Consider the following 16,994-nt stretch of genomic DNA (forward strand, 5'->3'; position numbering starts at 1 on the left):
CAACGCTGGCTTCGCGCCAACGAATATCGGATTCTTTGGATTGTACCGAACCGTCGCCACGGAATTTTTCGGCCACTTCAAGCAAACGATCCGCGGCACCGGAATCCTTGTTCAGCACCACATCTTCCACGGCTTGTTTTAGTTCTGGATCGAGATCATCGTACACCGCCATTTGGGCGGCATTCACAATCCCCATATCCATGCCTTTTTGGATCGCGTAATAGAGGAATACCGAATGAATCGCTTCACGTACTGGGTTGTTACCACGGAAGGAGAAAGACACGTTGGAGACGCCGCCGGAAATCAACGCGTGCGGTAGGTTCTTCTTAATCCAATCGACCGCATTGATAAAGTCCATCGCGTAATTGTTGTGTTCTTCAATGCCGGTCGCAATCGCGAAAATATTCGGGTCAAAAATAATGTCTTCCGGCGGGAAGCCATTGGCGACCAAAAGGTCGTAAGAGCGTTTACAAATTTCTTTTTTACGCTCAAAGGTGTCGGCTTGACCGTCCTCATCAAACGCCATAACAATGGTCGCTGCGCCGTAACGCTGAATTAATTTCGCTTGTTTTAGGAAGGTTTCTTCGCCTTCTTTTAGCGAGATCGAGTTAACAATGCCTTTGCCCTGAATGCATTTTAAACCGGCTTCAATCGCTTCCCATTTGGACGAGTCGATCATCACCGGCACGCGCGCCGCATCGGGTTCCCCCGCCATCATATTTAAAAAACGTGTCATACAGGCTTTGGCGTCCAGCATGCCTTCGTCCATGTTAACGTCGATGACTTGCGCGCCATCGTTGACCTGCTTCACCGCAATTTCGACCGCTTGTTCGTAGTTATCTTCAATAATCAAACGTTTAAACAAGGCCGAACCGGTGACGTTATTACGTTCACCCACGTTAACGAACAAGCTCGAATCGCCAATATTCATCGGCTCTAGGCCAGATAAACGGCATTCAATTTTTGGCGAAGGGATTTTCCGAGGTCCAAATGCGAGCGCGGCTTTCGCCATCGCTCCAACATGATCCGGCGTAGTGCCACAGCAACCACCAATAATATTTAACCAGCCGCGTTCGGCCCAAGTTTTGACCTCGGCGGCCATTTGTTCTGGGGTTTCGTCGTATTCACCAAATTCATTTGGCAAGCCGGCGTTGGGGTGAACCGAAACATGAGTTTCGCAAATGCGACTGAGTTCTTCGACATAAGGGCGTAATTCAGCCGGGCCAAGTGCGCAGTTTAAGCCGATGCTTAAAGGCTTGGCGTGGCGAATCGCGTTGTAAAACGCCTCGGTGGTTTGACCGGATAACGTACGACCGGAGGCATCGGTAATGGTGCCAGAAATCATAATCGGCACTTCTTCGCCCAGTGTGTCTTCGACTTGTTTAACTGCAAAAACCGCGGCTTTGGCGTTTAGCGTATCGAAAATGGTTTCGATCAAAATCACATCCGCGCCGCCGTCTAATAAAGCTTGAGTGGCTTGCACATAAGCTTCTACCAACTCATCAAAATGCGTGTTGCGAAAGCCCGGATCGTTTACATCCGGCGAGATCGAAGCGGTGCGGTTTGTTGGGCCTAGCACCCCGGCAACAAAACGTGGTTTACCGTCTTCTTTTTGTGCGATCTCACAAGCATCGCGTGCGATTTTTGCGGCTTGCAGGTTGATATCACGCACCTGCGATTCCATATCGTAGTCGGCTTGCGCAATCGTAGTGGCGTTAAACGAATTGGTTTCGAGCAGATCCACGCCTTGGCGTAAAAAGCTTAAATGAATATCGCGAATTAACTGCGGCTGAGTTAAAACCAAAATATCGTTATTGCCTTTGATATCCATGTGGTAATCGGCAAAACGCGCACCACGGAAATCGTCCTCGGATAATTGCAGGTTTTGAATCATCGTCCCCATCGCGCCGTCTAACACGACTACGCGCTCTGTTAGCAGGCTTTTAAGTTGGGCAATGCGTTCTAATCGAGGACTCATAATAGACTTCCGTTTATGCGTTTAAATCAAAGGGGCTTATTTTAACTCAATTCCTACCAAAACGCCTGGTTAAACACAGGCATTGAGCGCTTGCTGAAACACCGGGGAGTTTGTAATATAACTAAAATTAACACAAGGAGAAGGTTTATGAGCAGTGTAGTAAGAGGCAATCGTCCATTACGGTTTTTCGCGATTATGATGGTGGTGTTAGTTATCGTGGCGCATTTTTTAGGGCAGATTGATTTAACCGAAAACTGGATTTTCTGGATTATGTTAGCAATGGCCGCGAATGCGATTCAAGCGAGTTTTAGCGGTTTTTGCCCGATGTTTAAAAACGCACGCGGCGAATGTGTCGCCTGTGGCGTAGTGTGCGATACACCGAAGGACAACAAGAATTCAGCAGAATCCAGCGGCTGCTGTGGTTCCAAAAAAGACTAATTAAGACGACACAAACCCCACTGTCACACTGAGTGAAACCAAGAGTCTTTTAGCCTGTTAAAAGATCCTTCGGCTACGCTCAGGATGACGGGTTAAAAAATAACGTCTTATTGCGCCGTAAAGCCGCCATCCATAATCACCGGTTGGCCGATCATAAAGCCCGCATGTTCAGAACACAGCCATAAAATCGCCGAGGCAATTTCTTCAGGCGAACCCAAACGACCAATCGGTGTCGCGGCGTTTAAGGCTTCTTCCATTTTTGGATCTTTCTCAAACACACCCGCCACCATCGGCGTTTTAATCACACCCGGACAAACCGCGTTAATGCGCACACCTTGTTTGGCGTATTCCAGCGCGGCGGTTTTAGTCAGTTGGATCACGCCGCCTTTAGACGCACAATAAGCAGGCACATTCTGAAACCCAACCACGCCTGCAATAGAAGCGATATTCACAATGCAACCACTGCCTTGTTTAAGCATCTGCGGAATTTGATTTTTCATGCACAACCACACACCTTTCAAATTGATATCAATCACCCGATCCCAATTCTCCTCGGTGCAATCCGCCGTCGGTGCGCGATCACCATCAATACCTGCGTTATTAATCGCAAAGTCCAAACGCTGATAAGTCGCAATGGTTTGCGCCACCAGGTTTTCAACCTGCTTGGGGTCTGACACATCGGTTTTAACAAACATGGCTTCTGCGCCCATTTTCTTAAGTTCCGCAACGGCTTGCTCACCTTTTTGCACCTGCACATCCGTAATCACAACCTTAGCGCCTTGCTTAGCAAACGCCTGCGCCGTAGCAAACCCAATCCCAGAACTCGCGCCTGTAATCACGGCAACTTTATCGGTATATTCAGTAGACATAAAACCTCCTTCGTAGATTAAAAACCCCCGAAGCGAATGGTATAAACGCACTATCAACTGACCAAACCATCAGGGCATATTATTGATAATACTCTTTAAAAGAGTGAGTTCAATTTATTTGTGAATCCCATATTATTATGGCAAATGGTATAGTTGGAACGAGTAACTATTTATTAAGTTTTACCGACACAGCAAGTGACGGTTGAGTGAGGACATTTAGTACAAGTTTGGAAATAAGTAGGAGGCACGCTATGCCATACAAAACCATTAGTGATCTGCCAAAAGAACAAGTTAAAAATTACACCGCGCACCAGAAAAAGGCATTTCTTAAAGCTTTCAATAATGCTTACAAGCAATATGATCACGACGAAAGCAAGGCTTTTGCCGTCGCCCACCACGCAGCCCAACAAGCAAGTGAGAATTCATAACTAAACCACCAGGCCTTACGTTATTCAAGGTTAAGAAACTTGAGCCTAAAATGAAGGTTTTGAACACGTAACTTATAGAACATGGGAGTTTATTTGCTTTATGCAACTGATCGTAACAAAAGAAGTGCAGTGTCCTTATTGTGGCGAAACCATTGAGGCCGTCATTGATTGTTCGGTATCGCAACAGGACTATATTGAAGACTGTGAGGTTTGTTGTCGCCCTATTAATTTTAATGTAAGCATTGACGATGAAGGCGAACCCTACGTTGTCGTATTAAATGAGAACGAATAATGTAGGGTTTGTATTTTTGGCGATGAATGACGTTTGGATTAGCTCGTCAAAATCCTAGCGCGGTAGCAAATCTAATCCCAGAACTCGCGCCCGTAATCACCGCAACTTTATCTGTATATTCTGTAGACATATGCCTCTTCCTTATGTAGATTCCCCCTGAAACAACGGGTCTTTAACAGAGAATTTCGCCCCACCCATCACAACTAGGTATTTGATAATCTGAGTCTTTAGAGGCGGGAATACAATTGATTTGAAACAATAGGCGCAGGCTTGAAGACTTAAACGAGCAAAGCATCAGGCCTGGTGCTTATCGAGAGTTATGAATTTTCAGAAAGTGCAGATTCGTCAAAATCAATATTCTTATAAATGGCTAATATAACCAGTTGGTTTTCGCTGACTTTATAAATGACTTTGTATCCGAGTATCACCCAATCACGAACAGCCTGTTTATTGAGTATGGGATTAATTTGACCGATAAAAGGGAAGTCGGCGAGCAGCTCAATTTTGGATTTAATTTGTAGCAGATGGGTTGTAGCGGCGCTGAGATTATCTTTAGCAACAAATGCTTTTATGGCTTTTAACTGAGTTTGAGCTTGCTTGGTGTAAATGATCTTCATTTTTCAAGCAAGTCGTTCCAAAGGTCATCGTGCGTTACAACTTCCCCTTTTTTCATTTCAGCCAAGCCTTGAAAAATCATCGCTTGCTCTTGGTTGTAAGCCACATTGTCCAGCACCTCAATAGGCTGGCCAGTTTGAGCAAACTGATTAATCACACCGATAATTGCTTCAAGCGTGGTTGCGTCCGCTCGTACATGTAAGGTTTCCATTTTCAAGTCTCCTCTTTATGGTCTATTCACATCCTCATGAATAGAAAACGCTTATATTTTACAACAACTTGTCCGTGTTTATCAGGTCGGTTTTCTGGTAATGGTTGAACAAACTTACGTGCACCAGGCCTGGTGGTTAGGCTTGAGAGTTATGAGCTTATAGATTAGCTGGTCAAAATCCGGGCGCGGAAGTTTTTGCCTTTTAGTTTTACGGCGCTGATTTGTTTTAGGGCGAGTTTGGAGATTTTGCGGTCTACGGCGACGTAGGCGCGGATGTCGCCGATTTTGATTTTGCCGATTTGCTCGCCTGTTAGTTGTTGATTGGCGGTTAACGCACCCAAAATATCACCAGGGCGAAGCTTTTGCTTTTTGCCGCCGTCGATTTGAATCGTGATCATCTTAGCTTGCAGTGGCGGTTGTTTTAGCACGCTTAAATCCGGCAGGGGTTCGGCTTCAATATCTTGGCCTAGGTATTCGGCCAACACCGCGACCTTATAGCTTTCTTTGTCGCTGATTAAGCTGGCGGCGAAACCTTTGCTGCCCGCGCGTCCCGTGCGGCCAATGCGGTGTAAGTGCACTTCTGGGTCGTGCGCCAAGTGGAAGTTTACTACTGCGTCCAAAGCTTCAATATCTAACCCACGCGCGGCCACATCGGTCGCCACTAGTACCGCGATGCTTTTGTTAGCAAACTGGATTAAGGTTTGATCACGGTCGCGTTGTTCTAAATCGCCATGTATTGCTTGTGCGCTAAAGCCGTATTCCACCAGCGCATCCGCTAGGGTTTGCGCGTCTTTTTTGGTGTTGCAAAACACCACGCTCGATTCGGGGCGCGCTTGCAATAGGATTAAACGCAACGCGGTTAAACGTTGTTCCGGCGAATCGACCTGATAAAAATGCTGCGCGATACTGGCGTGATCGTGTTGCGATTCCACTTGAATACGCACCGGCGACTGCATAATACGCTTGCTGATTTGTTCGATCTGGCTAGGAAAAGTCGCGCTAAACAATAGGGTTTGGCGCGGGGTCGGCAGTTGTTCGCAAATCGCATCAAGCGAGGCTTGAAAACCCATGTCGAGCATGCGGTCAGCTTCGTCTAATACCAGGATTTTGAGCTCATCCAGTTTTAGAGTTTGTTTGCGCAGATGTTCTTCAATTCGCCCCGGCGTGCCGACAATAATGTGTGCGCCTTGTTGCAGTGAATTTAACTGTGCGCCAATCGATTGGCCGCCGCATAACGTTAGCACTTTAATATTGCTTAAACGGCGCGCTAGACGACGAATTTCTTCGGCTACCTGATCGGCGAGTTCGCGAGTTGGGCAAAGCACTAAAGCTTGCACTTGGAAACTTTTCGGGTCAAGCGCGTGTAATAAACCCAAACCAAACGCGGCGGTTTTGCCCGAGCCGGTTTTGCCTTGCGCAATTACATCTTGGCCAGCCAAAATTGGCGGTAAGCTTTGCGCTTGAATTTCGGTAAGCTGGTGATAGCCCAGGCTGTCGAGGTTGCTGAGTAGATTGGGGTGTAAATCGAGAGTAGAAAACGCAGGTGTGGCAGTCAAGGTGGTGTCCTTTTGGCTTAGAGACCAGGCGGGCTCGTGAGCAGATTGGGTTGAATGCACGTATTGTAAGGGTTTTGCAGGCGGGTGTTTGATTTTATTGATTTTTTTGTGATGGGTTGTAGAGTATTTGAACGCATCATAAACAAAGAGCACCAGGCCTGGTGCTCTTAAACCTTCAATAAAGCAGAACAAGAAACCGCTTTATCGAAGGACGTTTTGGGTGCTAATTAACGTTAAAAGTTTAACCCGCTTTAAAGCGGTAAAATTAACACTTTATCTTCATTAAAAAGCGGGATCAGCAAACGGTTGCGTTTGGTATCCACATCCATATCCGCGGGTGAGTTTAAGAACTCGGCAATGGTGTCATATCCGCCGTCTTTATAAACTTCAATCGACGAACTTTCCCAGCTCGACATAGCGATGCTGCCATCCGGTAATTTCACTAAGCCGTCTAATCTTGCACCGAAGGGTTGAGGCATTTCGGTGATGTCGCCTTGGTTGTCAATTTTGATCATTCTAGCCGAGCTAAAAAACACCACGTAAAGATCGCCGTTTTCATAAATAATGCCGTTTGGCTGGCCCATTTTAGGGTCTTTCAAAATCGTCTCGACCTGGCCATTTTCTGAAACTTTAAAAATCGCATCCGTACCAGAAGACTCGAAACCAGGTTTCATGCCGGTATCGGTTACATAAACATGATTGCCATCGCCCGCGTCAATGCCGTTTAAGAAACTGCTGCCTTTCACGTCAATGGTCGATAGTTGTTTGCCGCTTGGCAGTTCAAAAACCTGGACTTGAGTGATGTCGGCCACAAATAGTTTATTGCCAATAATGGTCAAGCCTTTGGGGGCGTGTAACTGCACCTTGTCGCTTGCGCCATCAATCCACTTTAAGTCAATCACTTTGCCGTCCGGGCTGAGTTTAGAGATAAAACCATTGTCGTCTGCATCAAACGGACTGCCGTTAATATTGCTGACCAAATACAAGTCTTCAGCCGCATAATATTCGACCGATTCCGGCGTCGCAAAACCGACATCGCTGACCATAATTTGCGCATCTTCTGCCATCGCGTTCACAGACCAAGACGCCGCCAGTAACACGCATAGGCTGGTTTTAATAGGTTGGAAAAATTTCATAAGCAAACTCCTGAGATAATTGTTTTTATTTGCCTCTGTTCGCCACCTATTAGAAGCGATAGATCTGCGATCAGAATACAAATTATGCTAGCACGCTTATTCCATCTGAAAAATGGATTTTTAGTGTTATCTTAAGCATGAAGAAAACGTTTAGTTGTTTACCGATCCGAAAACGCGAACTAAACGATTCACATATCTAGAGTCGTTATTTTGCTTGACGCTATCGCGCTGAGGTCGGTACACTCAAAGCATCGATTTTTCACAAAAGGAGTGAACGATATGCCCCTAGGACACCACGATCTGGCACATGAGTTTCCAGAATTTAAAGAACGTATTCATGAATTGAAAATGAACGATGCGCATTTTAAAAAGTTATTTGAAGAATACGATCAAGTGACCACCAAGATCGAAGCTTTGGAAAAGCAGGAATCACCCGTTGCCGATGAAACAATGGAAGATCTGAAAAAGCAGCGTCTGGCGTTAAAAGATAGTTTGTATGGGATGCTAAAAGGCTAAAAACCTTTCAGAGAGTCTTAAAAAACCCGCCTTTGTAGCGGGTTTTTTTGTGCCCACTTTCGCGAATATTTGGCCTAATTTTTCCTACCAATAAGCCAAAATACCAGGCCTGGTACTAGTGAATAAAGGATAAAGTTACCTTTTAATAGCAAACATAGGTGCCGATAAAAGCGGTATGAGAATGAAAAAATACCTTGCTTAAAAACACTTACTAAAGTCCAGGTGTGGCATGGGTATTGCACTGTTTTTACAGTAAATTACTTGGAGAGGCACCATGAGTATTTCATCAGTTAACCCCTATATGTCAATGTTGGCGGCTTATAAAACCGCGACAGCGGATGCTAAACAAAGTAATACGCCGCTAGATACAGTAGAAAACACACAAGTAAAAGCCACCACCAGGCCTGGTGATACGGTGAGTATTTCGCAAGAAGGCTTAAACCAAGTAAAAAAAGAACAAAACCCCGAGCCGGATTATCCTAGACCCTATTCGCCGATGACGTCCCAGCAGATATTTGATAAAGGGATGGCAAATTTGGATGAAAACGGCAATCCCGTTTTTGGGCGCGAAAAACCGATTGAGTCTATTCTTCCTGAAAACTTAAAAATCTTAGAAGAGCTAAAACAAGTTAAGCCTGCTAACAAGCATGAAATGATCGACAAGGAAATAGATATTGCGATGCTAATGGTATACGGCGATAAAGAGGTGTTTAGCTCAACCGAAGAGGTTAGAGCTAGACACAAGGCTTATATTGGGGCAAGCGTGTTTATGAACATGGAAAGACAAACGCAGGATTTAGAGGCCACTAAATCGGGTAAAGAGTCTTTGCCGACAATGGATGTTGATTTATCAAGCGTTAAGCGCGAAGAAATCGCCAAATCCATGGTTTCTGAAAACCTGAAGTTTTTGGAACAGTTAAATCAAGCACAGGCTGCCAAGATTGAAGCGCTCTTAGGAGACTTCAATAGCCATTTTAAAACCTAAGGCATGTAACAGCTTATCCAGTGTTTCAAACTTGGGCTTGGTTTCGCCGTTTAGTACGCGATATAAATGTTGACGGTTTAAACCACTTAATTGCGCTGTTTCTGTCATCCCTTTTTGCTGAACCAATAGACGCAAGCCATCCAGCAAACCATTAATGCCGCCTTCTTCTAAAAAAGCGGATAAATACATGGCCATGTCCTCTTTTGTGTCAACGTCTTGTGCAAACTTAAATTCGTTTAATTGCAAAGTCATTATGATCCCTTCAATTGATTAAATAAGACCGTAGCCTGTTCAATATCATTCTTTTGGCTAGATTTATCACCACCGTTCAGTAATAAAATGATTTCTTCTCCGCGAAGTGCGTAGTAAATCCGTAACCCACCGCCAAAGAAAAAACGCAACTCACCGATTTCTGAATCAATCAATTTGTGGTCACCAAAGTGTCCAGTGGAAACTTGGCTCAATCTCGCTTCGATGCGAAAGCGGGTACGCTTGTCTTTTATAGATTTGAACCACTTATCGAATTTATGGGTGGTGAGTAATTTATATTTCATACTTACATTGTAACAAGTAAGCGACAAAATTACTACGCCTTAACAAACCACCAGGCCTGGTGCTATTGGGCGCGGATTCTGGTTAGGAAGACTTCGCCATAGCGTTCTAATTTGGCTTGGCCGACGCCGCTGACTTCTAAAAATTCGTCTTCGGTTTGGGGGCGTTTTTGTGCCATGTCTAACAAACTAATATCACCAAACACCACATAAGCGGGCACGTTTTGCTCTTCGGCCAATTGTTTGCGCAAATTACGCAGGTCTTCAAACAAAAACTGATCAGCGGGGTTTAGTGCATTCGCGCGGTCGTTTTTGGCGCGTTTAGCGGGCGCCTCTTTTTTGGGCATCGCAAGTTGAATCGGTTGCTGACCTTTTAACAGCGAGCCGGACAGCTCGGTAAGTTTGAGCACTGAGTAATGTTGCAAGTCTTGAAACAGATACCCCAGATGGATCAGTTGGCGAATAATGCTGTTCCATTGGTGTGCGCTTAGGTCTTTGCCTATGCCGTAGGTGCTGAGTTGGTCGTGCTGGAATTGTCGAATGCGTTCGTTGTCGAGCCCGCGTAATACGTCGATCACGTGTTTAACGCCAAAACCTTGATTAAGGCGGTACACGCAAGACAGCGCTTTTTGCGCGGCTTCGGTGGCGTCAAATAATTCGGGTGGGTTTAAACATACATCGCAATTGCCGCAGGGCTGGGTGTTGGATTCGCCAAAGTAGTTAAGCAAGACATTACGCCGACAAGTTTGGGCTTCGGCAAAACTCACCATGCTATTGAGTTTGAAGGTTTCTAAGCGGCGTTGGTCTTCGTTATTGACGTTTTCGACAAACTGGCGTGCGGTGCTGACATCTTGCATGCCGAATAAAAGTAGGGCTTGAGACGGCAGACCATCGCGCCCGGCGCGGCCCGTTTCTTGGTAATAACCTTCGATATTTTTAGGCACATCATAATGCACCACAAACCGCACGTTGGGTTTGTCGATGCCCATACCAAACGCGACCGTCGCGACCACGATATCGGCTTGATCGTGCAGAAAGTCATGATGCACTTGATGGCGTGTTTGTGCGCTTAAACCGGCATGATATGCGCCCACCGAAAAACCTTCGGCGGCGAGTTTGTTGGCGATGTCGTCAACACGTTTGCGGCTTAAGGCGTAGATAATGCCGGCTTCGCCAGTTTGTTGTTTTAGAAAGCGCAACAGTTGGTTAAAAGGCTGCTGTTTTTCCATTACGTTGTAGCGAATGTTAGGACGATCAAAACTGCCCAGATGAATTTTCGGGTCGTGAAATTGAAGTTGTTGCAGTATGTCGGCTTGAGTGGTTTGGTCGGCGGTGGCGGTTAAAGCGATAAACGGCACATTCGTAAAACGTTGACGTAATGAGCCGATTTGACTGTATTCTGGCCTAAATTGGTGACCCCATTGGGATACGCAATGAGCTTCGTCTATCGCAAACAATGCAATCGGTATGCGTTGCAGTTGGGCTAAAAATCCGTCCATTAATAAACGTTCGGGCGAGACATACAGTAATTCGAGTTCGCCATTGTGGAGCTGTCGAATTACCTGTTCGGAGGTTTCTGGGTCTTGGCTGGAATTAAGCATTTGCGCGGCGACGCCATTGGCTTGTAAGGCGGCGACTTGGTCTTGCATGAGCGCGATTAAAGGTGAAACCACAATCGCGGTGCCGGAGCGCAAAAACGCCGGTACTTGATAACACAAGGATTTGCCGCCGCCGGTGGGCATCAGCACAAAGTTGTCGCGGCCTTCGACTAGATCACAAATAATGTCGAGTTGTTGGGGGCGAAATTGGCGATAGCCAAATACTCGCTTGAGCACTTCAAGCGCTTGGGTTTCGATGGATTCACGCATAAGTTGGCCAGTTTACAAAGACTTCGGTCAGCAGTAAAGGCGCGTGATTTTGTTCGAAGCTGCAACGGCGCGCGAGTTTTTGTGATGCATTGATTTGTGGCCAATCGGCTTGGCAAAATTCAAATTCGCTGCGGTTGAGGTCGGTTCGGCTAAATAGGATTTCACCCAGCGGTTGATCGCCCAATTGTTTTAACGACCACCAGGGGTTTTGTTGATCGAAATGCGGGATCACGCTGCGCGCGTAAACAATCGGTTGGTTTTGGCAAGTTAAACAAACCGTGCGCAACCAGGCCTGGTGGTGTGGCACAAGGTTTAAACACAGGGCTTCATCGAGCAAAGGTGTGGCGTAACCTTCGAAAATGAGTTCGACCCGAAAATCGTCACAGCGTGCACGCAGTTTTTGCGTGAGCGAGGTTTTATCTAACAACCAGGCCTGGTGGTGAGCTTCGCGGGTTAAGCGTTGGATAAAATTCGATGTTATCCAGTGTTTAGGTAAGCGTGGATTAGGCATGTTTGTATTCTACTTTGGTTCCGATCCAGCGTTGTTGTAATAAGTCGATGCGTTCGGGCTGGCTAGCCGCCAAACGTAATAAGTCGTGCGCGGCGGTTTGTGCGGGTTCTATCCAGGCCTGGTCACGCTGAATATCGGCAATGCGTAATTGCAGCCCGCCGGTTTGGCGTGTGCCCAACACTTCGCCTGGGCCACGAATGCGTAAGTCTTCTTCGGCGATTAAAAAGCCATCGTTGGTTTCACGCATAATTTGTAATCGCGCTTTGGCGGTGGCGGAAAGCGGCGCTTGATAAAGCAAAACACAATGGCTTTTTTTCGCACCACGCCCAACTCGGCCACGTAGTTGGTGAAGTTGCGCTAGCCCTAGACGTTCGGCATTTTCGATAATCATTAAGCTGGCATTGGGTACGTTTACGCCGACTTCGATTACGGTGGTGGCGACCAATAAGTCCAGATGATGCTCGCTAAACTGCTGCATGATGCTTTGTTTTTCGGCGCTTTTTAAACGCCCGTGAATCAAGCCAACCCGCATATCTGGCCAGAGTTGTTTGAATTCATCATAGGTGGTTTGCGCGGCTTGTGCGTCCAAAGCTTCGGATTCATCAATCAGCGGACAAACCCAATAGGCTTGCACGCCTTGTTGGCATTGATGATACAGGTGCGCCATGACTTCTTGGCGTTTGTGGTTATTGAGCACCGCAGTATCAATTGGCTGGCGGCCGGGTGGCAGTTCGTCAATCACCGAAATGTCTAAATCCCCATAAGCGGTCATCGCAAGGGTGCGCGGAATCGGCGTGGCGGTCATGGTGAGTTGGTGTGGCGCAAAGTCTTTGGTGTGGCTTTGGGCTTTTTGGTTGAGTGATAAACGTTGATGCACACCGAAGCGATGTTGTTCATCAATAATCACCAAACCCAGCTGATTAAATTGCACCGATTCTTGAAACAGGGCGTGGGTACCGACCGCAATTTTGGCTTGTCCTTGAGTGATTTTTTCCAGCATATCGCGTTTTTCGGCGGTTTTTAAACGCCCGTTTAACCAGGCGACTTCGATCCCTAGCGGTTCTAACCATTCACAAAAATGGTTGCGGTGCTGTTCGGCCAGAATTTCAGTCGGTGCCATAATTGCGACTTGATAACCGGCATCGGCGGCTTGCAAAGCGGCTAAGGCTGCGACAATGGTTTTGCCCGAACCCACGTCACCTTGAATTAAACGTTGCATCGGGTGATCGCGACTTAAATCCTGCTGAATCTGTTGCCAAACCCGCTGTTGCGCGCCGGTTAGCGCAAAAGGCAACTGAGCCAATAAACGCTGAGCGCTTGGGCTGTCGCCAAACTGCGGCGCGTAGCGGCGTTGCTGTTGCTGGCGCATTAAGAACAAGCTGACTTGCTGGGTGATCAATTCTTCAACGATCAAGCGTTGCTGAGCCGGGTGTTCAAACTGTTTGATTTGGGCTAAATCATCGTCTGGTTGCGGTTGGTGTAGGGTTAATAAAGCTTGATTGATGGGCGGCAATTGTTGTGTTTTGAGCCAATCCAATTCTAAGCCTTCAGCTAACGGATATTGTTTGAGTAGACTGATAGCTTGTTTAATGAGTTTAACCAAGCTTGCCTGCCCTAAGCCTTCGGTGGTGGGATAAACCGGGGTTAGGGTGTCGTCTAAAGCGGGCGCGGTTTGGGCAAAGATTTGATATTGCGGGTGCACCATTTCTAAGCCATTCATACCGTTACGCAATTCGCCAAACGCGCGCACAAACTCGCCGCGTTTAAATTGGCGTGCTTGGCTGGGATGAAAATGGAAAAATCGTAAACCTATCGAGTGACCGCTGGCGTCTCGTGCTTGCACCATTAAAGTGGGGCGACGACCGGGGGTTAGGCGTTGTGATGTAATTTCGGCTTCGATTTGGATTTCTTGACCAATAATGGCGTCGTCGAGCGAGGTGAGTTTGGTTTTGTCTTGATAACGTAATGGCAGGTGAAACAGTAAATCCTGCACGACCCGCAAGCCGAGTTTTTCGAGCTTCTCAGCTTGTTTGTCACCCACCCCTTTGAGGCTGGTGACATGCATTTGCTCTAGCATAATCGGGCCGTGAAACGCAGTGGATTAGTAATGCGATAGCGCCATCACGCCATCCATTTCAACATCGGTATCTTTTGGCAATTGCTTAACCGCGACCGCTGCACGTGCCGGATAAGGTTGTTCAAAATATTGCGCCATAATGTCGTTAACGGTTGCAAAATGCGCCATATCTGTAAGGAAAATGTTTAACTTTGCAATATCTTGCAACGAGCCACCTGCCGCTTCACACACCGCACTTAGGTTTTTAAAAACTTGGTGAATACGCACACTAATATCGCCTTCGGCCAATTGCATGGTTTCTGGGATTAACGCGATTTGACCGGACAAATACACCGTATCTCCCACGCGTACTGCTTGTGAATAAGTGCCGATGGCGGCGGGTGCATTTGGGGTTGAGATGATTTCACGCATGATAGTTTCCTTTCAATTGGAATATAAAACGGGTTAGATGTTTGCCTTGTCTTGACTAGGTGAAGACGCGTTGCGCTTTTTCAATAATCGGGATACGGCGCAAGTGACGTAATAATTCGTCTAGGTGATCGCGGTTACGTACCAGTAAGACGAAGTTCATCACGCTGTAGGTTTCGTCTTTATCTTCTGAACGTACACGTTCGATATCGGTTTTGGTATTGGCGATTTCGGAGGCGATTAAGGCCAACGCACCTCGCTGGTTTTTTGTTTCAACTTGAATTTCAACCGCAAACAGCTCTTCACTATTTGGGTCCCAATCTACATCCAGCCACTTATCGGGTTGGTTTTGGAAGTGTTTAACGTTTTTGCAGTCTTGGCGGTGAATCACTAGGCCTTTGCCGGTGGAGATAAAGCCAATAATTTCATCGCCTGGAATTGGGTGACAACATTGGGCGTAGTTGACCACCAAGCCTTCGGTTCCAGAAATCGCAAGCGGCTGATGTTGACCTTTTTCGCTAATGATTTGGTCATCTTTGCCAAGTAAATTGTCGTGAATTTGTTTGGAGACCAAACCAGCCATACGTTGGCCTAAGCCAATTTCTTCTAACAATTGATCCCAGTTTTCTAGGTTAAGGTCTTGCACCAGCTTTTGAATCAGCTCTTCGCTTAGACCGGAATAAGCCATATTGTGAACCCGCATGGCTTTCGCTAATAGGCGTTGTCCTAGGTCGGTAGCGGATTGTGAGTGCTGATTTTTGAGGAAATGGCGAATTTGCGAGCGGGCTTTAGCGGTGGTGACAAAATTTAGCCAGGTTGGGTTAGGTTGGATTTCTTTCGATTTAATAATCTCAACCGTCTGACCGCTTTCCAACACGCTGCGAAGCGGTACAAGTTGACGGTCAATACGACAACCTACACAGGCGTGCCCTAAATTGGTGTGCACCGCATAAGCAAAATCAACGGCGGTCGCGTTTTTCGGTAAGGTGATAATTTCGCCCTGAGGCGTAAACACGTAGATGACATCTGGAAATAAATCGATTTTGACGTTTTCTAAAAAGTCGAGCGAGTTACCGGCGCTTTGTTGGATTTCTAATAAGTTACGCACCCACTCTTGCGCACGCACATCGACCGGTGAAGGGTTGGACTCGTTGGCATTGGCTTCTTTGTAATGCCAGTGCGCTGCAATACCGTGTTCGGACACCTTGTGCATCACTTCGCTACGGATTTGGACTTCAATATGCACGCCATAAGGCCCAAACAGCAAAGTATGTAACGACTGGTACCCATTAGGTTTGGGGATGGCAATATAGTCTTTAAACTTGCCGGGTAACGGTTTGTACAAAGAATGCACCAAACCCAAAGCGCGATAACAGTCGTCAACGGTTTCGACAATCACACGGAAAGCGAAAATATCCAATACCTCTTCAAATGACAGACGTTTTTTCTGCATTTTTTTGTAGAGGCTGAATAGATGTTTTTCGCGCCCAATCACTTCGGCCTTAAAGCCCTCCTGTTTCAAACGCGTTTGCAGGGCTTCGGTGATTTGCTCAACCACTTCTTTACGATTTCCGCGCGCTTTTTTGACCGCTTTTTCGAGTGCGGCAAAACGTAACGGATACATGGCTTTAAAGCCTAGGTCTTCAAGCTCAATGCGAAACGAGTTAATGCCCAATCTGGCGGCGATGGGGGCGTAAATATCCAGGGTTTCGCGTGCAATTCGGCGCTGTTTTTCGGGGCGCATCACGCCTAGGGTTCGCATATTATGCAGGCGATCGGCGAGTTTAATGAGAATCACACGAATGTCGCGCGACATCGCCAACATCATTTTACGAAAGTTTTCGGCTTGGGCTTCTTGTGGTGTATCGAAGGCGAGTTTACCCAGTTTGGTCACACCATCAATCATCTCGGCGACACGTTCGCCAAAGCGGTCGATAATATCTTGTTTGGTGTAGGGGGTGTCTTCGATGACATCGTGCAGAATGGCGGCGATGAGGCTTTCGTGATCGAGTTGGATTTCAGCGAGAATTTCGGCGACCGCGACCGGGTGCCAAATATAAGCGCCACCCGCTTTGCGGGTTTGGCCTGCGTGCGCCAGCGCTCCAAACTCAAATGCGGCCTGGATTTGTTGAATCTGCTCAGTGTTTAAATAACGCTGAGCTTTTTCAATTAAGCCATCCAGTGAGTTTGGTGTGGGCATAACGACCCCTAAAACTTATTGGAAAAATGGAGGGGTGTCAGGATCAGCAAGAATCGTTTGTGGATCCACGAGTTGATCGGCTAATTCACGTAAAGCCACAACGGTTGGCTTGTCATTTTCCCAAGCTAGAGTTGGATCCGCACCATTTCCTAGTTGACGGGCGCGCTTGGCAGCGACCAGTACCAATTCAAAACGATTTTCAACATGCAATAAGCAATCTTCAACAGTTACGCGTGCCATGAGGCTACCTCTAAAATTAGTTCATTTCTAGAAAGCCAGAGCAGCTTTCCCAAAGAGTTTTAATCTGTAAACCGCTATTCTACAATATTCGGCGCATTATAAATAGTAGCGTAAT

The 16,994-nt window shown here is 46.7% G+C and carries 19 protein-coding genes; 5 read left to right on the plus strand and 14 right to left on the minus strand.

The window, feature by feature from the left end; all coding sequences use genetic code 11:
• Window positions 1–1,978, minus strand: a 1,978-nt coding sequence (locus VIM91_RS09230; protein WP_331864536.1) for a homocysteine S-methyltransferase family protein, incomplete at its 3' end; no start/stop codon positions are given.
• Window positions 1,979–2,125: 147 nt separating this feature from the next.
• Here VIM91_RS09230 and VIM91_RS09235 point away from each other — a divergent pair.
• Window positions 2,126–2,416 (plus strand): DUF2892 domain-containing protein, encoded by a 291-nt coding sequence (locus VIM91_RS09235; RefSeq protein ID WP_331864537.1) that lies wholly within the window; start codon window positions 2,126–2,128, stop codon window positions 2,414–2,416.
• Window positions 2,417–2,523: 107 nt separating this feature from the next.
• Here VIM91_RS09235 and VIM91_RS09240 read toward each other — a convergent pair whose 3' ends face one another.
• Window positions 2,524–3,285 (minus strand): SDR family oxidoreductase, encoded by a 762-nt coding sequence (locus VIM91_RS09240; RefSeq protein ID WP_331864538.1) that lies wholly within the window; start codon window positions 3,283–3,285, stop codon window positions 2,524–2,526.
• A 251-nt stretch (window positions 3,286–3,536) separates the two neighbouring features.
• Here VIM91_RS09240 and VIM91_RS09245 point away from each other — a divergent pair, with 251 nt between their 5' ends.
• Together VIM91_RS09245 and VIM91_RS09250 are read left to right on the plus strand one after the other, a co-directional pair.
• Window positions 3,537–3,713 carry a hypothetical protein gene (locus VIM91_RS09245; protein WP_331864539.1) on the plus strand — a complete coding sequence of 59 codons (177 nt, stop codon included), beginning with the start codon at window positions 3,537–3,539 and terminating at the stop codon, window positions 3,711–3,713.
• A 100-nt stretch (window positions 3,714–3,813) separates the two neighbouring features.
• Entirely contained in the window at window positions 3,814–4,005 is a 192-nt protein-coding gene (locus tag VIM91_RS09250; protein ID WP_331864540.1) for a CPXCG motif-containing cysteine-rich protein, read from the plus strand.
• A gap of 317 nt (window positions 4,006–4,322) precedes the next feature.
• Here VIM91_RS09250 and VIM91_RS09255 read toward each other — a convergent pair whose 3' ends face one another.
• The 4 genes from VIM91_RS09255 to VIM91_RS09270 all read right to left on the minus strand — a co-directional run bounded on the left by VIM91_RS09255 (window position 4,323) and on the right by VIM91_RS09270 (window position 7,523).
• Window positions 4,323–4,622: a type II toxin-antitoxin system RelE/ParE family toxin gene (locus tag VIM91_RS09255; protein ID WP_331864541.1), complete on the minus strand. Its 300-nt coding sequence runs from the start codon at window positions 4,620–4,622 to the stop codon at window positions 4,323–4,325.
• Window positions 4,619–4,831, minus strand: coding sequence for a hypothetical protein (locus VIM91_RS09260; RefSeq protein ID WP_331864542.1), 213 nt, complete (start codon window positions 4,829–4,831; stop codon window positions 4,619–4,621). Before VIM91_RS09260 ends, VIM91_RS09255 begins: the two co-directional genes overlap by 4 nt.
• A 164-nt stretch (window positions 4,832–4,995) precedes the next feature.
• Window positions 4,996–6,387 (minus strand): ATP-dependent RNA helicase DbpA, encoded by a 1,392-nt coding sequence (dbpA, locus tag VIM91_RS09265; RefSeq protein ID WP_331864566.1) that lies wholly within the window; start codon window positions 6,385–6,387, stop codon window positions 4,996–4,998.
• A gap of 251 nt (window positions 6,388–6,638) precedes the next feature.
• A complete protein-coding gene (locus tag VIM91_RS09270; protein ID WP_331864543.1) occupies window positions 6,639–7,523 on the minus strand; it encodes a hypothetical protein in 885 nt (294 codons plus the stop codon).
• A 279-nt stretch (window positions 7,524–7,802) separates the two neighbouring features.
• Between VIM91_RS09270 and VIM91_RS09275 the strand changes: the two genes are divergently transcribed.
• Both VIM91_RS09275 and VIM91_RS09280 read left to right on the plus strand, forming a co-directional pair.
• Window positions 7,803–8,039 carry a YdcH family protein gene (locus VIM91_RS09275; RefSeq protein WP_331864544.1) on the plus strand — a complete coding sequence of 79 codons (237 nt, stop codon included), beginning with the start codon at window positions 7,803–7,805 and terminating at the stop codon, window positions 8,037–8,039.
• Between the two features lie 274 nt (window positions 8,040–8,313).
• Entirely contained in the window at window positions 8,314–9,024 is a 711-nt protein-coding gene (locus tag VIM91_RS09280) for a hypothetical protein (RefSeq protein ID WP_331864545.1), read from the plus strand.
• Here the strand turns inward: VIM91_RS09280 and VIM91_RS09285 are convergent.
• From VIM91_RS09285 to rpoZ, 8 genes are all read right to left on the minus strand, one after another.
• Window positions 8,992–9,276 (minus strand): addiction module antidote protein, encoded by a 285-nt coding sequence (locus tag VIM91_RS09285; protein ID WP_331864546.1) that lies wholly within the window; start codon window positions 9,274–9,276, stop codon window positions 8,992–8,994. The genes VIM91_RS09280 and VIM91_RS09285 overlap by 33 nt on opposite strands.
• Entirely contained in the window at window positions 9,276–9,578 is a 303-nt protein-coding gene (locus tag VIM91_RS09290; RefSeq protein WP_331864547.1) for a type II toxin-antitoxin system RelE/ParE family toxin, read from the minus strand. Before VIM91_RS09290 ends, VIM91_RS09285 begins: the two co-directional genes overlap by 1 nt.
• A 62-nt stretch (window positions 9,579–9,640) precedes the next feature.
• Window positions 9,641–11,443 carry a DNA helicase RecQ gene (gene recQ / locus VIM91_RS09295; RefSeq protein ID WP_331864548.1) on the minus strand — a complete coding sequence of 601 codons (1,803 nt, stop codon included), beginning with the start codon at window positions 11,441–11,443 and terminating at the stop codon, window positions 9,641–9,643.
• A complete protein-coding gene (locus VIM91_RS09300) occupies window positions 11,436–11,954 on the minus strand; it encodes a chorismate--pyruvate lyase family protein (protein ID WP_331864549.1) in 519 nt (172 codons plus the stop codon). The genes recQ and VIM91_RS09300 overlap by 8 nt, the downstream gene beginning before the upstream one ends.
• On the minus strand, window positions 11,947–14,031 hold the full coding sequence (gene recG / locus VIM91_RS09305; protein ID WP_331864550.1) for an ATP-dependent DNA helicase RecG: 2,085 nt from the start codon (window positions 14,029–14,031) through the stop codon (window positions 11,947–11,949). Before recG ends, VIM91_RS09300 begins: the two co-directional genes overlap by 8 nt.
• A gap of 24 nt (window positions 14,032–14,055) precedes the next feature.
• Window positions 14,056–14,442, minus strand: coding sequence for a RidA family protein (locus VIM91_RS09310; RefSeq protein WP_331864551.1), 387 nt, complete (start codon window positions 14,440–14,442; stop codon window positions 14,056–14,058).
• A 55-nt stretch (window positions 14,443–14,497) separates the two neighbouring features.
• Complete coding sequence (locus tag VIM91_RS09315; RefSeq protein ID WP_331864552.1) at window positions 14,498–16,639, minus strand: bifunctional (p)ppGpp synthetase/guanosine-3',5'-bis(diphosphate) 3'-pyrophosphohydrolase; 2,142 nt, start codon at window positions 16,637–16,639, stop codon at window positions 14,498–14,500.
• 15 nt (window positions 16,640–16,654) lie between these two features.
• Window positions 16,655–16,879, minus strand: a complete 225-nt coding sequence (rpoZ, locus tag VIM91_RS09320) for a DNA-directed RNA polymerase subunit omega (RefSeq protein ID WP_331864553.1) — start codon at window positions 16,877–16,879, stop codon at window positions 16,655–16,657.
• Between the last annotated feature and the right edge of the window lie 115 nt (window positions 16,880–16,994).

The sequence above is a fragment of the Thiomicrospira sp. genome (genome assembly GCF_036568485.1).
Lineage (GTDB): Bacteria > Pseudomonadota > Gammaproteobacteria > Thiomicrospirales > Thiomicrospiraceae > Thiomicrospira.

Excerpts from the sequence above, each read along its gene's own strand:
- VIM91_RS09275 (WP_331864544.1), top strand. The coding sequence starts at position 7,803 with ATGCCCCTAGGACACCACGATCTGGCACATGAGTTTCCAGAATTTAAA.
- VIM91_RS09310 (WP_331864551.1), bottom strand. The coding sequence starts at position 14,442 with ATGCGTGAAATCATCTCAACCCCAAATGCACCCGCCGCCATCGGCACT.
- VIM91_RS09240 (WP_331864538.1), bottom strand. The coding sequence starts at position 3,285 with ATGTCTACTGAATATACCGATAAAGTTGCCGTGATTACAGGCGCGAGT.
- VIM91_RS09235 (WP_331864537.1), top strand. The coding sequence starts at position 2,126 with ATGAGCAGTGTAGTAAGAGGCAATCGTCCATTACGGTTTTTCGCGATT.
- VIM91_RS09250 (WP_331864540.1), top strand. The coding sequence starts at position 3,814 with ATGCAACTGATCGTAACAAAAGAAGTGCAGTGTCCTTATTGTGGCGAA.
- VIM91_RS09315 (WP_331864552.1), bottom strand. The coding sequence starts at position 16,639 with ATGCCCACACCAAACTCACTGGATGGCTTAATTGAAAAAGCTCAGCGT.
- VIM91_RS09245 (WP_331864539.1), top strand. The coding sequence starts at position 3,537 with ATGCCATACAAAACCATTAGTGATCTGCCAAAAGAACAAGTTAAAAAT.
- VIM91_RS09285 (WP_331864546.1), bottom strand. The coding sequence starts at position 9,276 with ATGACTTTGCAATTAAACGAATTTAAGTTTGCACAAGACGTTGACACA.
- VIM91_RS09290 (WP_331864547.1), bottom strand. The coding sequence starts at position 9,578 with ATGAAATATAAATTACTCACCACCCATAAATTCGATAAGTGGTTCAAA.
- VIM91_RS09255 (WP_331864541.1), bottom strand. The coding sequence starts at position 4,622 with ATGAAGATCATTTACACCAAGCAAGCTCAAACTCAGTTAAAAGCCATA.
- VIM91_RS09270 (WP_331864543.1), bottom strand. The coding sequence starts at position 7,523 with ATGAAATTTTTCCAACCTATTAAAACCAGCCTATGCGTGTTACTGGCG.
- VIM91_RS09300 (WP_331864549.1), bottom strand. The coding sequence starts at position 11,954 with ATGCCTAATCCACGCTTACCTAAACACTGGATAACATCGAATTTTATC.
- recG (WP_331864550.1), bottom strand. The coding sequence starts at position 14,031 with ATGCTAGAGCAAATGCATGTCACCAGCCTCAAAGGGGTGGGTGACAAA.
- VIM91_RS09260 (WP_331864542.1), bottom strand. The coding sequence starts at position 4,831 with ATGGAAACCTTACATGTACGAGCGGACGCAACCACGCTTGAAGCAATT.
- VIM91_RS09280 (WP_331864545.1), top strand. The coding sequence starts at position 8,314 with ATGAGTATTTCATCAGTTAACCCCTATATGTCAATGTTGGCGGCTTAT.
- rpoZ (WP_331864553.1), bottom strand. The coding sequence starts at position 16,879 with ATGGCACGCGTAACTGTTGAAGATTGCTTATTGCATGTTGAAAATCGT.
- recQ (WP_331864548.1), bottom strand. The coding sequence starts at position 11,443 with ATGCGTGAATCCATCGAAACCCAAGCGCTTGAAGTGCTCAAGCGAGTA.